The sequence below is a fragment of the Hyphomonas sp. CACIAM 19H1 genome (assembly GCF_003325995.1).
GTDB lineage: Bacteria > Pseudomonadota > Alphaproteobacteria > Caulobacterales > Hyphomonadaceae > Hyphomonas > Hyphomonas polymorpha.
The window spans coordinates 719,809-734,607 of record NZ_CP016437.1; the positions used below are offsets into that span (position 1 = coordinate 719,809).

General features: G+C 56.8%; 14 protein-coding genes. 6 read left to right on the top strand and 8 right to left on the bottom strand.

All coding sequences use genetic code 11. The features are described 5' to 3' along the window. Positions 1–12 precede the first annotated feature (12 nt). Genes metK through ahcY form a run of 3 tightly spaced genes read right to left on the bottom strand, consistent with a single transcriptional unit; the run spans position 13 to position 3,506 of the window. Positions 13–1,194, bottom strand: a complete 1,182-nt coding sequence (gene metK / locus BBF93_RS03495) for a methionine adenosyltransferase (protein WP_114104973.1) — start codon at positions 1,192–1,194, stop codon at positions 13–15. Positions 1,195–1,216: 22 nt separating this feature from the next. Continuing rightward, on the bottom strand, positions 1,217–2,074 hold the full coding sequence (gene purU, locus BBF93_RS03500; RefSeq protein ID WP_114104974.1) for a formyltetrahydrofolate deformylase: 858 nt from the start codon (positions 2,072–2,074) through the stop codon (positions 1,217–1,219). 22 nt (positions 2,075–2,096) lie between these two features. After that, on the bottom strand, positions 2,097–3,506 hold the full coding sequence (gene ahcY, locus BBF93_RS03505) for an adenosylhomocysteinase (RefSeq protein ID WP_114104975.1): 1,410 nt from the start codon (positions 3,504–3,506) through the stop codon (positions 2,097–2,099). A gap of 163 nt (positions 3,507–3,669) precedes the next feature. Between ahcY and rfbC the strand changes: the two genes are divergently transcribed. The 4 genes from rfbC (at position 3,670) to BBF93_RS03525 (ending at position 7,562) form a co-directional block, all read left to right on the top strand. Beyond that, positions 3,670–4,221, top strand: coding sequence for a dTDP-4-dehydrorhamnose 3,5-epimerase (gene rfbC / locus BBF93_RS03510; protein WP_162786645.1), 552 nt, complete (start codon positions 3,670–3,672; stop codon positions 4,219–4,221). 134 nt (positions 4,222–4,355) lie between these two features. Then, complete coding sequence (locus BBF93_RS03515) at positions 4,356–5,519, top strand: DUF2793 domain-containing protein (RefSeq protein ID WP_114104977.1); 1,164 nt, start codon at positions 4,356–4,358, stop codon at positions 5,517–5,519. Between the two features lie 63 nt (positions 5,520–5,582). Then, the gene (locus tag BBF93_RS03520) at positions 5,583–6,446 is read left to right on the top strand and encodes a rhamnan synthesis F family protein (RefSeq protein ID WP_114104978.1); all 864 of its coding nucleotides are present in this window, start codon (positions 5,583–5,585) and stop codon (positions 6,444–6,446) included. Positions 6,447–6,494: 48 nt separating this feature from the next. Next, entirely contained in the window at positions 6,495–7,562 is a 1,068-nt protein-coding gene (locus BBF93_RS03525) for a glycosyltransferase family 2 protein (protein WP_233349257.1), read from the top strand. Positions 7,563–7,614: 52 nt separating this feature from the next. Here BBF93_RS03525 and BBF93_RS03530 read toward each other — a convergent pair whose 3' ends face one another. From BBF93_RS03530 to BBF93_RS03550, 5 genes are read right to left on the bottom strand one after another with little or no spacing between them, the layout of a single operon-like run. Beyond that, positions 7,615–8,346 (bottom strand): FkbM family methyltransferase, encoded by a 732-nt coding sequence (locus BBF93_RS03530; RefSeq protein WP_114104979.1) that lies wholly within the window; start codon positions 8,344–8,346, stop codon positions 7,615–7,617. Next, entirely contained in the window at positions 8,343–8,762 is a 420-nt protein-coding gene (locus BBF93_RS03535; protein ID WP_114104980.1) for a GtrA family protein, read from the bottom strand. The genes BBF93_RS03530 and BBF93_RS03535 overlap by 4 nt, the downstream gene beginning before the upstream one ends. Before the next feature lie 11 nt (positions 8,763–8,773). Further along, entirely contained in the window at positions 8,774–9,832 is a 1,059-nt protein-coding gene (locus BBF93_RS03540) for a Gfo/Idh/MocA family protein (RefSeq protein WP_114104981.1), read from the bottom strand. Beyond that, on the bottom strand, positions 9,829–10,980 hold the full coding sequence (locus BBF93_RS03545; protein WP_114104982.1) for a glycosyltransferase family 4 protein: 1,152 nt from the start codon (positions 10,978–10,980) through the stop codon (positions 9,829–9,831). The genes BBF93_RS03540 and BBF93_RS03545 overlap by 4 nt, the downstream gene beginning before the upstream one ends. A gap of 31 nt (positions 10,981–11,011) precedes the next feature. Further along, complete coding sequence (locus BBF93_RS03550) at positions 11,012–12,397, bottom strand: DUF2142 domain-containing protein (protein WP_233349259.1); 1,386 nt, start codon at positions 12,395–12,397, stop codon at positions 11,012–11,014. Between the two features lie 257 nt (positions 12,398–12,654). On the opposite strand from BBF93_RS03550, the gene BBF93_RS03555 reads away from it, so the two are divergent. Both BBF93_RS03555 and BBF93_RS03560 read left to right on the top strand, forming a co-directional pair. Next, entirely contained in the window at positions 12,655–13,464 is an 810-nt protein-coding gene (locus BBF93_RS03555) for an ABC transporter permease (RefSeq protein ID WP_114104984.1), read from the top strand. Beyond that, positions 13,454–14,797 (top strand): ABC transporter ATP-binding protein, encoded by a 1,344-nt coding sequence (locus BBF93_RS03560; protein WP_114104985.1) that lies wholly within the window; start codon positions 13,454–13,456, stop codon positions 14,795–14,797. The genes BBF93_RS03555 and BBF93_RS03560 overlap by 11 nt, the downstream gene beginning before the upstream one ends. Positions 14,798–14,799: the final 2 nt, after the last annotated feature.

Genomic DNA, 14,799 nt, shown 5'->3' on the forward strand with positions numbered 1-14,799 from the left:
CTACAGTAGGTATTAGTTCACCAGCCGTTTCAGCTCGCTGGCGAGGTCGGTTTTTTCCCAAGTGAAGGTGCCGTCTGCGCCGGGAACGCGGCCAAAATGGCCATAGGCGGCCGTGGGCGCGTAGATCGGGCTGGCAAGCTTCAGATGGGTGCGGATGCCTTTGGGCGACAGGTCAAACAGCTCGCGTAGCGCCTTGGCGATGCGGGCCTCGTCTGCCTGGCCAGTGCCATGGGTGTCGACATAGATCGACAGGGGCTGGGCCACGCCGATGGCGTAGGAGACCTGGATAGTGCAGCGGCTGGCGAGGCCGGCGGCCACGATGTTCTTGGCCAGATAGCGCGTAGCGTAAGCGGCTGAGCGGTCCACCTTGGACGGATCTTTACCCGAGAAGGCGCCGCCGCCATGAGGGGCTGCGCCGCCATAGGTGTCCACGATGATCTTGCGGCCGGTGAGACCGGTATCGCCGTCCGGGCCGCCGATGACGAAGCTGCCGGTGGGGTTGATGTAGAACTTGTCTTCCGGCGGGAACCAGCCTTCGGGCAGCACGGATTTGACGACCGGGCGGATGATCTCGCGCAGCTCGTCCTGGCTGACGCCGGCCTTGTGCTGGTGAGAGATGACGACGGCGTTGACGCCAACCGGGCGCGAACCCTCATATTTCAGCGTCACCTGGCTTTTCGCGTCTGGCTCCAGCTGCGGGTTCTTGCCCGAATGGCGCAGCTCTGCGAGCTTTTCCAGGATCTGGTGGGAGTAGACGAGGGTGGCGGGCATCAGCTCCGGCGTCTCGTCAGTGGCGTAGCCGAACATGATGCCCTGGTCGCCGGCGCCTTCTTCCTTGAAGAGGCCCTGGCCTTCTTCCACGCCCTGGGCGATTTCGGCAGACTGTCCGTGAACGTAGTTGTCCACCGTCATGTTCTGCCAGTGGAAGCCTTCCTGCTCGTAGCCGATCTTCTTGACGACGGCGCGGGCAGCCGCATTCATCTCGTCAGGCGTGACAACGGCGCCATTGTTGGTGCGCACTTCACCAGCCAGAACCACGCGGTTGGTCGTGCAGAGGGTTTCCACGGCGACTTTCGAGGTCGGGTCCTTACTCAGGAACAGATCCACGATGGCGTCGGAAATCTGGTCCGACACCTTGTCGGGATGGCCTTCGGCGACACTCTCGCTGGTGAACTCATGGGATTTCAGGGGCATTCTGGGCTCCTCTTGGAATAGCTTACCGGGCAAACACGACCGTTCGGCCGGAATTCAGGAAAATGCGATGTTCGGCATGGGCCTTCACGGCGCGCAGAAGAGCGATGCCTTCAATGTGACGGCCGGTTTCCACCATGTCTTCGGGCGTAAAGGTGTGATCAATGGCTTCGGTGGCCTGGGTGATGATCGGGCCTTCATCGAGATCGGCGGTGACATAATGGGCAGTGGCGCCAATGACCTTCACGCCGCGGGCATGGGCCTGGTGATAGGGCTGGGCCCCCTTGAAGCCGGGCAGGAAGGAATGGTGGATGTTGATGACACGGCCTTCCAGGCGGTGGCAGGCATCTTCGCTGAGAACCTGCATGTACCGGGCAAGGACGACCAGTTCCGAGCGTGTCTCCTGGATGATTTCATAAAGGCGCGTCTCAGCTTCTGGCTTGCTGGCCGTCGAGACGGGCACATGGAACCAGGGCAGGCCCCAATGGGCAAAAGTGGATTTCAGGGACTCGTGATTGGACACGATACCTGTGATTTCGATGGGAAGTTCATTGCGGCGGGCTGCATACAGCAGCGTATTTGCGCAATGATCCGACTTTGACACCATCAACAGGGTGCGGAGTTTTTCGTCCGATGGGCGGATCAGCCAGTCGGCTTCAATCTCGGCCGCCAGAGGCGTCATGGCCTGCTTGATCGCATCTAGCGAGCCGCCATTGCCCGGCGGGCTGAACACCAGCCGGGCAAAGAAGCGGTTTGTCTCCGGATCGCCAAAGGTGCGGGAGTTTATGATGAAACAGCCATGTTCCTCCATCAGCCGGGCAAGGCTGGCCACGAGGCCAACCCGGTCCGGACAACTCAGGGTGAGGATGAAGGTTTGAGACAAGGGCCGCTCTCCCGCCGCCAGATCAATAGCGATAGTGATCCGGTTTGAACGGGCCGCTGGTTTCAACGCCGATATAGGAGGCTTGCTCGCCCGAAAGTTCGGTAAGTTTGACGCCCAGTTTCCCAAGGTGCAGGCGGGCCACTTTCTCATCCAGATGCTTGGGCAGGGTGTAGACCTTGTTGGCGTACTCGCCGCCCTTGGTCCAGAGTTCGATCTGGGCCAGCGTCTGGTTGGTGAAGGAGGCCGACATCACGAAGGACGGGTGGCCGGTGGCGTTGCCAAGGTTCACGAGGCGGCCTTCGGAGAGAAGGATGATGCGTTTCCCATCCGGGAAGGTGATCATGTCCACCTGCGGCTTGATGTTCGTCCACTGAAAATTCTTCAGCCCATCGACCTGAATTTCATTGTCGAAGTGGCCGATATTGCAGACGATCGCCATGTCTTTCATGGCGCGCATGTGATCGACCTTGATGATGTCCTTGTTACCGGTTGCGGTGACGAAGATGTCGAACAGCGGGGCGGCTTCTTCCATCGTGGTAACTTCATAGCCATCCATCGCCGCCTGCAGGGCGCAGATCGGATCGATTTCGGAGACGGCGACGCGCGCGCCCGAACCGGAGAGGGAGGCAGCCGACCCTTTGCCGACATCCCCATAACCGGCGACGAAGGCGCGTTTGCCAGCCATCATCACATCGGTGCCGCGGCGGATGGCATCGACGAGCGATTCCTTACAGCCATATTTGTTGTCGAATTTCGACTTGGTGACCGAGTCGTTGACGTTGATGGCCGGGAAGGGCAGTTCGCCGCGCTTTTCCATCTGGTAGAGGCGGTTGACGCCCGTGGTGGTCTCTTCCGAAACGCCCTTGATGCCGGCCTTGGTCTTGCCAAACCAGCCGGGGCTGGCGGCGATGCGCTTGCGGATCTGGGCGAAGAGGATTTTCTCTTCTTCGGAGGTGGGATTTTTCAGGACCGACGGATCGGCTTCGGCCTTCTCGCCAAGGACGAGGTAGAGCGTTGCATCGCCGCCGTCATCAAGGATGAGGTTGGGCGCGCCGCCATCATGCCAGTGGAAGAGGCGGTCGGTATAATCCCAGTATTCTTCCAGCGTTTCGCCCTTATAGGCCCAGACGGGGGTGCCGTTGGCGGCGATGGCGGCGGCGGCGTGGTCCTGGGTGGAGTAGATGTTGCAGGAGACCCACTGAACGTCGGCGCCGAGCGCTTCGAGTGTCTGGATGAGCACGGCAGTCTGGATCGTCATGTGGAGGGAGCCAGCAATGCGGGCGCCTTTGAGCGGTTGGCTGGGGCCAAACTCTTCACGCGCCGCCATGAGACCCGGCATTTCCGTTTCAGCGATGGCGATCTCCTTGTTGCCGAAATCGGCCAGGGAAATGTCCTTCACAAAATAGTCCTTGGGGAGGGTTTTGGCGGTCATATCAACGATCCTTTATATGCTTCGCAGGCGGTATCACGTGTGCCTTCCCGGTGCAACTGCGGGCTGAAGCCGATGCTGCAGCTTGATTGTCGGCTGGAAGCCTGGGGCAAGCTGTGACACAAGGCGCGCGTTCAAAGTTAGCCGTGAGGGAATGCCCGTGTCGTTGAAAGTGGAATCGCTGGAGATTGCTGATGTGAAGCTGGTGACGCCGCAGCGGTTTGGCGATGACCGCGGCTTTTTTAGCGAGACCTACAGCGCCGCGCGGTTCAAGGCGGCGGGTATTGATGCCGATTTCGTGCAGGATAATCACTCTCTGTCGGTGCAGACGGGCACGGTGCGCGGCCTGCATTTTCAGTCGCCGCCATATGCGCAGGCAAAGCTGGTGCGGGTGTTGCGGGGCGCGATTGTGGATGTGGCGGTGGATGTCCGCAAAGGCTCGGCCACTTATGGCAAATGGGTGAAAGCAGAGCTTTCGGCTGAAAATGGTGTGCAGATCTTCGTGCCGCGCGGCTTCCTGCATGGGTTTGCAACGCTGGTCCCGAATACAGAGATCGCCTACAAGGTGGACAATTATTACTCCAAGGAATGCGATGGATCGGTAAAATGGAACGATCCGGACCTGGCCATCGACTGGGGGCTGGCGGGCATCACACCGGTGCTTTCGCAAAAAGATGAGCAGGCACCCGCATTCCGGGATTTCAGCACTCCGTTCTGATCGATTCTGGGGACAGGCGCGCGGCGGCCCGCCGCCGTTTCCCGGCAGGCGCAACAGGTTGCGCCGCGCCAATCCGGGGGGATTCTGCCCGGGGCTAGTTTCCGTGACGTGTTTATGCCGATCGGAGCCCCTTGATGACCCATACCCCTCGCCTTGGCCTGCCCTATCTTCAACCCAACCAGGCCCAAAAGCATGTGACCCTCAACGAAGCCCTCCGGCGTATGGATACGCTGGTACAGCTTTGTGTAGTTTCCGCTGAGGTGGCGCTGCAGCCCGAGAGCCCGTCTGAAGGCGATGTTTACATTCTTACGGCGGATGCAGATGGAACGGAATGGGCCGGCGCCCCGGAGGGTGCGCTGGCAGCTTTTATGGACGCGGGCTGGCAGTTCGTCTTGCCCCGGCCAGGCCTGATTGCGTTTGACCTTGATCAGCAAAGGCTGAGGTTTTTTACGGGGAGTGCCTGGACTGACCTGCCGGTTCTGGTGGCTGGCCGTGGTGGCATAAATGCCGAACCTGACGCAGTAAGCCGGTTCATCGTGAAGTCCGACGCCGAACTGCTCAGCCATGATGATGTCACGCCGGGCTCTGGAAGTGCGCGCAAGATCATCAACAAGGCCAGCGAAGCGGCCACCGCCTCTCTCGTATTTCAGGATGCCTTCTCCGGCCGGGCCGAAATCGGCCTTACCGGAAATGATGATCTCAGCATCCGGGTATCACCGGATGGGGAAGCGTTCGTTTCGGCGCTGCAGGTCGAGCGGGCCACCGGGCGGCTGGTTCTGCATCAGGGCGCGGTGCTGCCCGATGGGGCAAAGCTGGTGAACACCGGAACAACGGGTACAGCAGGCGTGGAGATAGAAGGCGGCGGCAATCTCGGCCAGGTGTCTCTGCGGTTGATCAATGATTCCTCTCAAGGCATTGCAGGGGCGATCTTCGAACAGAAATCGGCCAATCCCGGAATCGATCTGGTCGATTTCGGTTTCCAGACCCTGACGCAGAGAATGAATGTCCGCGTCGAGGCTCGCCCGGCCTATACCGCCACGGGGCAGGCGCCCGAATTTCAGGTTTTCCACAATCTTGGCGGCGGCGCAGACGACTATGTTTTCCGGGCCTCGCCCAAAGCGGTGCACATTGAGAAGCCGATGCGCCTGGCGGCTTACACGGTTGCTACTCTTCCGGCGGCGGCCGCCTATCCGGCAGGGGCCCTTGTCTTTGTTTCGGATGCGAGCGCCGGGGCCGGGCCTGCTTTTTCAGACGGCGCGAGCTGGCGCCTTATCACAGACGGGTCGATCGTCAAGTAAGGCGACGGTCCGGCAACGGTCGTGCGCTGGCATGCGGGGGTTTGACAAGGAGAGCCCTCTGATATGCATACGGCAGACTGGTTATCCGGACGTCTGACCTTGCCCTCCCGCTGTATGATCTTCGTACATTATGATGCTGACGGCGGACTATCGTCTTCGGCCATGAAACTGCTGACATGGTATCGCCAGCATGTGGCGCGCCTGGTTGTGGTCAGCAACAGCCCAATTGAGGTATCCGACCGCGGCCATCTGCTGGAAGTGGCGACCGACCTGATCATTCGCGAGAATGAGGGTTATGATTTCGGGGCCTGGCGGGACGCGATCAGTGCGCTGGGGCCGCTGGATGCCTATGATGAACTTTGCCTGGCCAATGACAGTGTTCTGGGGCCCCTGTTTCCCGCTGACAGCCTGTTCGACCGGGTCAGCGCGCTGCCAAACGATGTCTGCGGCCTGGTGGCCAGTTGGGAGTATGGCTGGCACATCCAATCCTGGTTCGTTTGCTATAAGCGCAGGGCCTTCACCTCGGAGGCCTTCAAAAGTTTCTGGCGCGGGATTGAAGCCCGGGACTCCAAGGCCGGGCTGATCGAAAGTTATGAGGTCGGGCTGACCCGGGCGTTGAGCGATGCAGGGTTGTCGCTGGGTGCCTTGTTCGCCGCCCGGAAATCTCCGGGATCGCTGGCCCGCCTGGCAGTTGCGGCACGGAATATGAGCCCCGCCGAGCCAGACCGTTCTATCGAACTGGCGCGGCGGCTGCGCCATTTGCCGGAGCTCAACCCGATGCACTTTCAATGGGACGAGGTGCTTGCCGCTGGTATTCCGATGGTCAAGCGTGAACTGCTTGGGAATAATCCGAATAGAATTGATTTAAAAGGTATTTTGCGTCGGTTTCCGGAATTGGGAAACAGTTGGGTTGACCCAGCGAAATGATCGCGTCAGACAGGCCGTTGATGCTGAGGGGCTCTGGGGAAGTGTAAAATGTCTGTGACAGAGCCGGGCGGTCGGCCTCCTTTCATCATGCCAACCGAGCGGGAAGCGTTGCGCGACGAGCTGGCCGAAATGGGGGTCTGGATCGTCATTCCGATGTTTCGGGTGAAAAACCAGATCGCCGATGTGCTGGCCGCCATTCCAGACTGGGTCGAAGGGGTTGTCGCGGTTGACGACAAATGCCCGGAAGGCAGCGGCGCTTTCGCCACCACCTGTAGTAATCGTCCCAATTTCCATGTGATCGAGCACGCGCAGAACCAGGGCGTTGGCGGCGCGGTGATGACAGGATACCGCAAGTGTTGTGAACTGGGCGCAAGGATCATCGTCAAGGTTGACGGGGACAATCAGATGGACCTGCGATGGCTGGGCCCGCTGGTTTTGCCGATCGCCAGCGGCGTGGCCGATTACACCAAAGGTAACCGTTTCTCGAGCCTGTCTCATGTGAAGGGCATGCCGTTCATCCGGCTGTTTGGAAACTCTGCGCTTAGCCTGATGTCAAAGGTGTCGTCAGGCTACTGGAATGTCTTTGATCCCACCAATGGGTACACTGCAATCCATGCCGAAGTGGCCCGAGAATTGGCAACACGAAATGTAGCGAAACGCTACTTCTTCGAGTCGGACGTACTATACCATCTGGGCGCAATGCGAGCGGTGGTGCGCGATGTAGCGATGCCAGCTATCTATGCCGATGAGGAAAGCAATCTCAGCGTACGGAGAGTGGTGCTACCATTTCTTTTTTACCATACGCGCAACGCCTTTAAGCGATTTGTAGGGCATTACATCATCCGCAATTTCACGGTTGCGACCCTCGAAACAATATTCGGAATGGTACTGATCGTCTTCGGTGCAATGGTTGCATTTCGGCATTTCGTGACGCGGGCGGATGCCTTCGATATTGCATCCCCAGGATTAGTTATGCTGTCTGCTTTGCCGGTCATGCTGGGGGTTCAGCTGCTTTTGGCAGCGCTGAACTTTGACATACTGAATGTTCCGCGCGATCCAATTTATCCTCAGCTGAAGCTGATGCGAGCCTACAGGTCAGTTGCACCCACAACCTAGGGCGAAAGGGTGCGTCCCTTGTATTCCTGCGTCCACCGCTTCTGCGGCATCATCAACTAAGGTGCAAGTCCTGGAAGATCGTGTTCGCAAACGTCTCGAACAACGGCGCATAGCCCCTTGAATGCATCAACTCGTAGAAATCCGTGTTCTTGACGTGCTGACTTTTGGTCACAGTACCGGTCTCGATGCAGAATAGTTGAGGGCGATAAAGATCGAAATCCCAAGCGGAAGCTACTTCGAAGTCTAAGCCTTCAATGTCCAGCGAAACAAAATCAATCTGTGTCCTGCCGAACTCTTTTAGGGTTTCGTTGATTCCAAAGACCGGCACTTCTATTTCTGATACCTTGTGGGCAATGCCTTCTTCGTTCAGCCGTTCACTCCATTCCGGGCGTAAGGAGGACAGGCCGTCAAGGTCCATCACTGAGAGTTTCATCGGCGCGCTGCTTTGTGCGGCGATCCCGCGTTGCATTACGGTGTCTCGCGGACGTTTGGCGCGAAGGCGCTTGCAGATATTGGGGTTGGCATCGACCAAAAGTCCCGACGCGCCTTCACGGTAGAACAGATAAGTGTTGGAGTGAATGACTGGATCATTCGCGCCGATATCAATGTAAGTTATGTTCCGTTTGCCGATTGTCCTGAACAGTTCCATCACGTTGGAATCTTCGCCGAATTGGGAAAAAGAAGATCGGGCATGAATCTTGAGGTCAACAAATCGCCGACGATAGTAGGCTTTGTCCTCCTCGCTGAGTGCGCGATAGCGTCTGAAGAGTGCGCTGAAGCTCAAGGTTTCCCCCCTTCTGTTGCTTTGTTCCGTGTGCTGAAGGCGAAATACTTAAGGCCTAGAAAGCTAATTAGTGTTACGATGGTGACATTAAGTATATAGGCGGAATACGGATCAATATGAAAAAATTCGATCAGCACGATTAGGCCTGCCCAGGAGATTGCAATCTGGGCGCCGTAGACCATGAGCGTCTTGACGAGTTGGGGGGCTACCTTGCCTTGAGTCTTGAACACAAAGAGCCGACTCCAGACGAAAGAATTCAGCACACCAATGATCGCGCCAACGGCTGAGGCAAGGATGTAGTGTACGCCTAAATAGACTAGCGCCATGTAAATGACTGCGTTGATTGCAACATTCATTAGGCCTACCACGCCGAAGCGGGCCACCTGATATAGGATATTGAAGGGCGACGGTTTCATCTGAGGTAAGTCTATGGGGTCCTGCGGGCTTCAATGAGCGTCGATATCCGGTGCATGACTGTTACCGTTTCCAGGCCCCTCTGTATCGAGATTTCTTCGGGCAAGGGCGCGCCATCAACCGCATCAAGAACATTGCCGACTACACGGTCAACGCCGTAATGAAGATCTCCCATCACGAGGCGGAAGCCGTTGGTCACAAACCCAGCCCAGTGGCTCAGCGTTGAGAAAGCAGATGTCCGCAGAATATCCAACGCATAGTGTTGTCCATCATTTGGCAGAACGATCAGCACGTCGCGGAAAAAATCATAGTAGGCCAGCTGTTTAGAACCGGAGACGACAAACGCCCATTCGCAAACAGGAGCGTTGAAGTTGATCATCAGTTGCGCGGGTGTTCCACCTGCCGTCATTGAGGCGTTCATGAGGATCGGTGTTCTGTCGACCGGGTCCCGGCCGAACTGGCCATAAGCGTCAAGGACTTCAACTGGACCACCCAAGCGCCGGAGCAGATATATGAAATGTGACGCTTCATCAAAGAACAGCCCGAGCGGCAGATCCTTGTACCAGATCGGCAGCCGACGGTTCCTGCTGGTGAACTGGAGCATGAAGAACGACGCGATGTCTCCTAACGCACCGGACTGTATCAGTCGGTGAAGGCGAGCGGCACCGTTTGCGTACTGAAAATTGTGCATCACTGCCAAAGTACGGCCTGTCTGCTCGGCGCTGTCTGCCAGTAGCTGAGCTGCAGATGGATCAATAGTTACCGGCTTTTCGACCAGGACATTGACGCCGCTGCATAGGAGCGCTTGAGCCAGATCATAATGAGTGCGTGGCGGGGTGCCGATTACCGCTAGGTCGACGTGGGACAGCCAGTCTATTTCGCCGATGGACGTTTTCGAGAGGTCCGACACCAAACTGTGTTCCGCGCCCACCCGCTGCGCCGTACGCTGCACGGCAGCTTCGTCAGCGCCGATCACGCCAACGATCTCCGCTCGCGATTTGTTTTTCATCAGGGCCGGGATGTGGCGGAGGTTTGTTATATTTCCCCCACCAATAAGACAAACGCGCTTCATTGGCTGAGGACCGTTTCTTTATGCTTCGTCACTATGCGGCTGAAAGTTGCCGCAGCTCTTTCTGCGATGATTCTCCAATCATGGAGCGTGTGTACTTTGCGCTGCAGATTGGTCCCGAGATGTTTGCGGTACGCCGCATCGTTAATCAGCTTATTTAAGGCGAGTTCAAGGTCGCTTTGACAGTCAGTGATTATGCCCAGATCCGGATTATCGATGAGCTCCGCAGTGCCGCCCCGAGGACTAGCAATCACCGCGCATCCCATCGCTCCGGCTTCCAGCACGGTGGTCGGCTGTCCTTCGGGGTATCTAGACGGGTACGCCATAATATCGGCACTACCAAACATCTGTAAGACATCGCTGTGGCGGCAAGCGCCGAGGAATGTAATGCGGGAGTCTCCGTCGGACAGCCCCTTGAGCGCACCCATCGCCGGACCGTCGCCCGCGATGACAAGTCCCGCATCGGCCGGGTTGAGCTTCTTGAAAGCCGCAATCAGCGTATCGGCGCCCTTCTCAGGGAGCAGTCGCGCTGCAAAGGCAATCATGCAGGCATCGTCGGAAAGTCCCAACCGGTGGCGAAATTCAGCAGACCGCTTCGGCATCGAAGCGATATCCACCCCGTTTGCGATAACCTGCCCAGTGTCAATTCCGAACTCCGAGAGCCATTTCGCCGCCGACTGGGACACCCCGAATGCTTCAGCACTGTGTCGGCCGATTTGCCTAGCCAAAAGATGCTCGTATCCTTGCAGTGCCAAGTTTATGGCGAAGTTTCCGCCCTTCACAAATCCTGATCCGTGATTGACCAAGACCTGCGGCGTCTGAGTTCTCCTAGCCAGCCTAGCAGCACAGAGGTTGGAAAGGAAAAGATGCGTGTGGATTACAAAAATGTCAGGTTGCCACGCTTCGACCGCTGCGAGTTGTGCTAGCACCTGCTTATTGAAGAGCTTCGGGACGGGAAGGCGTCCCCCTCCCAAATGCAACGATGGCAAACGAAACACATCAATGCCATCCATGGTTTCGATCAAGGGCGCGTCCTCTGACTGGGTAGTCAGGACCGACACCTCACACCCTTGCCGAATAAGCGCTCTACTTAGATTGTAAATGTAGCGCTCAACGCCACCAACATTAGGCAGGAAATGTCCGGCCGCCATGCAGATTCTCAGCACTATGCTACCCTTTGTGTTAGGAAGAACTGGGAACCCAATACCGCACCAAAATAGCGAACAGCATCAATGTTAAGTTAGTAGTTGAGAGAGTCACAAGGGCAAGGGCGGCGTCATTTCTCATTCTATCGATACGCTTCGCTATGAAGTCAGGCAGTGCAGCGAAAACTGCTAATCCGAATACGGTGAGTGGCAAAAAATAGCGGCCTTGGACTCCTTGAACGACCGGAGCTCCTATGCCCTGACCGTCGGGCACGATTGAAGAAGTCCAGTAAATATACATAGCAAGTGTGAACGCAGTGATGGACAGAATGAGGCCCGCAACGACGACCGATGTGCCCCATGCGCCGAAGAGACCTTTGCCGAGGCTGCCATCGGCCAGAACCGCTATCATGAGACATCCCGCCGGCAAAATCACCATAGGCAGTGCCCAGTTCGTGTCGAGCCAACCGAAATTAGCAAAGTAGCTAATCGTCAACAACGCTTGATTGTGCCAGGTGCTGTAGGCGATCAGCCTTGGAACGTCCCACCAATGTTCCTTCAACCAATCAATTTGTGCTGCATAATAGCTGGCCGCAACCGGATTATCAGGCACCCCAAGCACGAGCGTCGTGATCAAAAATCCTACCAATGATGCCGCGAACATGCCGCCGAGAAGATAGACTAACTCGCGCCGCTCCACGATCTTATAAAATAGAACTGCCGACAAAAGCAAAGGCGCATACGCCGCCTTGGCGTGGCCCAGAAGGAAGGCGCAAATTATCAATAGCGCAATTTCTACCTTTCTTGGCGCACGCTGCCGTTCCAGCAATCCCGTTAAAAGGGCGAAGAAACCAACTGCAACGGCTAGCGTGGTCGCGTCATAACTCGAGGATGCGCTCTGCTGCATGACCATCGGAAGGGTGAGCGAAGCGAATGCAACCAGCCGGTAGCGCGACACGTAAGCGAGCGAAATGACGCCGACCACTGTGAACATCACAAGATTGCCTAGCCGGGCCCCATACTGGGCTGCGGCCCAGCTGAAATCAAACGGGCGTAGCGGAATTACCTCGGCAAAAAACTGCGCTACCCGAATACCAAGCGCTTGCGGCAGATATAATAAAGGAGAGGCGTCCTGCGTCGAATAGTGTAGGAATTCGGTGGGAGTAAACTCCGCCTTTTGATGAGAATCCCTATACCAGCTAGCGTATGGGTATTTGCGATCTGGATTAAATTTCAGGTAGCCATGAGCATCTACATAGTTTGACAAACTTATCGGCACATGCTGTCCGATCTGTCCCGATTCCTCGTGCTGTTCAAGCTTGCCATAAGCTACCATGACACTTCGAATGAAATGGCTATTTTCGTCAGGTGCTTGGATTGGAGGCAAGATGAAAATCATCAGCGTTCCAAAGAACACGGACATTACGGCGAATATACGAGGCAGCTGTGCGATCATGGTTTGCCAGTAAGCTTGGGCTGTCTTTTTTGAGGGTTGTGGAGTGCTGGGCCGCCTAAGGCAAGTGCACACGATGCGATCTTCCGATAAAGATGGATTTCTGCCAGTGGCGGTGTCGGCATGGTTGACCAGCAAGGGCATCGTGGTGCATCGCGTGGTTTATCTTGCAACTTCCATCATGACTTTAGCTCTACTAACAAGTGAGCCTTTGAGGTGCGTAGCCGTTGATTTCCCAAAAACTCATCAATCTGCTCTCTGGCGGACAACTTAGGACACTGATCATTCGGCTGGCGCTACGTGATCTAGAATCACGGTATCGCGGATCCTTATTCGGCCTTTTTTGGGTGATATTCACCCCCATGCTGATGGTTGCGACTTATGCATTTGTATTTACTTATATTTTCCAGCCGCGCTGGGTGGTCGAGGAGGGAGTGGATGCCAATTTTGTGCTGCTGCTTTACTCGGGAATTCTCATTCACGGCGCATTCTCCGACGTAGTGGGGCGCGCTCCTGGGCTGATCCTGGAGAACGTGAGCTACGTGAAAAAGGTGGTGTTTCCGCTGAATATTCTTCCGATGGTGACGCTCGTTAGCGCACTGATCAATCTACTAATCGGTACGGCAATTTTAGTTGCAATTTATACCGTTATGTACGGTCTTCCACCTTTGACGGCGGTCATGTTGCCTGTAACTTTTCTGCCCACCCTGCTGTATGCATTAGGGATCGCATGGCTGCTTAGCGCGCTGGGGGTCTATCTCCGGGACCTGAGGCACGTGGTCGCCGTCATTATCTCCATGCTGATGTTTCTCAGCCCGATTTTCTATCCCATCGAAACATTGCCGGCAGCGTTGCAGCCGATCCTGAAGGCAAGCCCGCTGACCCCGTCACTTGAGGCGTCCAAGGATGTTCTGTTCTGGGGCGTGCTGCCGGATCCCCTGTTTTTCGGGGGCTCCACGGTGCTGTCGCTTCTGGTCTGCGTTGCCGGGTTTGTGGCGTTCAATCGATTGAGGCGCGGATTTGCAGATGTCGTCTGAGTTTGTGATTTCGGCCAAGGGGCTAGGAAAAAAGTACAATATTTTCCGGAAACCCGAAGACCGGCTGAAGCAGATGCTCAGCTTCGGTCAGAAGAAATATTATTCGGAATACTGGGCGCTTCGGGATGTCAGCTTTGATGTCCGCAAAGGGGAGACCCTGGGTGTGATCGGCCGCAATGGAGCCGGCAAGTCCACGCTTCTGCAGATGATCAGCGGCATCCTGCCACCCACGTTGGGAGAGCTGAAAGTGGAAGGGCGGATCGCTGCGCTTCTCGAGCTTGGCGCGGGGTTCAATCCGGAATTCACCGGTCGCGAAAATGTCGTCCTGGCGGCCACGATCCTCGGCCTGTCCAAAGACCAGGTTGATGAGCGTTTTGAGCAGATTGCCGAGTTTGCCGGCATTGGCGACTTCATGGAACAGCCCGTGAAGCTCTATTCCTCGGGCATGTATGCAAGGCTGGCCTTCGCGGTGGCGGCGCATGTGGACGCAGACATCCTGATTGTTGACGAAATCCTGTCGGTTGGGGACGCGCCCTTCGTCCAGAAGTGCATGCGCTTTATCAACCGTTTCAAGGAGCGCGGCACGCTGCTGTTTGTGTCGCATGACACCTCTGCCATTACGAATCTCTGTGACCGGGCGATCTGGATCGACAAGGGCGAGCTGCGTGCGGAAGGCTCCGCAAAGGATATTTCTTACTCCTATCTCGCCTCGCTCTACGGCGATGGCGAGGGGGACGGGTTCCAGATTGGCGGCGCCCGCAAGGCGCCTGTGCATCAGGGGCGCAAGGTCGTGGATCCCCGGAAGGACATGCTGCAAAGCTCGGTTGCCCGCAACGAAATCCAGATCTTCGATTTTGATCCAAACGGGCCCTGGTTCGGGAACCGCGGCGCCACCATCCTGAGCGCCAACCTGCTCGACGAGCATGAGGCGGAGTTGCAGACCGTGGTCGGCGGAGAGGAAGTCATTCTTGAAGTCCGGATTGAGGCTCACAAGGATATCGCCCACCCGATTGCCGGTTTCTACATCAAGGATCGGCTTGGCCAGAACCTTTTTGGGGACAACACTTTCCTGACCTATGCGGCCAGCCGCGTGCATGTGCGCGCCGGCGAAACCGTGATTGCCCGCTTCCGCTTCCAGCTTCCCTATTTGCCGAGCGGTGACTACTCGATCAACGTCGCCTTCGCCGAAGGCACCCAGACCGACCATGTGCAGCATCACTGGATGGATGATGCGCGCTTTTTTAAAGTATCGGCGTCGCACGTTGCAAAAGGGCTTGTCGGTATCCCAATGCTCGACATCGATTTGACAGTAACTTCGCAGCCGGAGGCCTGAAA